A 246-nucleotide genomic window follows, 5' to 3' on the forward strand; every position below is an offset into this window, starting at 1 on the left:
CACGAGTCGTATCGTGTTGGTTAATCAGCGTGATTTTTTGTTCATTGGATAGTGTTATTTTCATGTCACCTAGCATGATCCTCATTTTGGCTAAAATCAAGCACCTTCAATGATCACGGGTATAATGATGGATTAAGCAATCTTGTCGAGTTGGACTTACAAAGTAATTATCTGTCTTCGGATAGCGACAACGATGGCTTAAATGATGGTGTTGAGCATCAGCTTGGCTGGGATGTCTTGGTTGCA

General features: G+C 40.7%; 1 protein-coding gene. It reads left to right on the forward strand.

Translation table 11 applies throughout. The features are described 5' to 3' along the window. Positions 1-150 precede the first annotated feature (150 nt). The coding region (locus H5300_RS28635) for a hypothetical protein (RefSeq protein WP_220503603.1) at positions 151-246 on the forward strand (96 nt) is incomplete at its 3' end.

It is taken from the genome of Vibrio sp. SG41-7 (assembly GCF_014164465.1).
In the GTDB taxonomy this organism is placed as follows: Bacteria; Pseudomonadota; Gammaproteobacteria; order Enterobacterales; family Vibrionaceae; genus Vibrio; species Vibrio splendidus.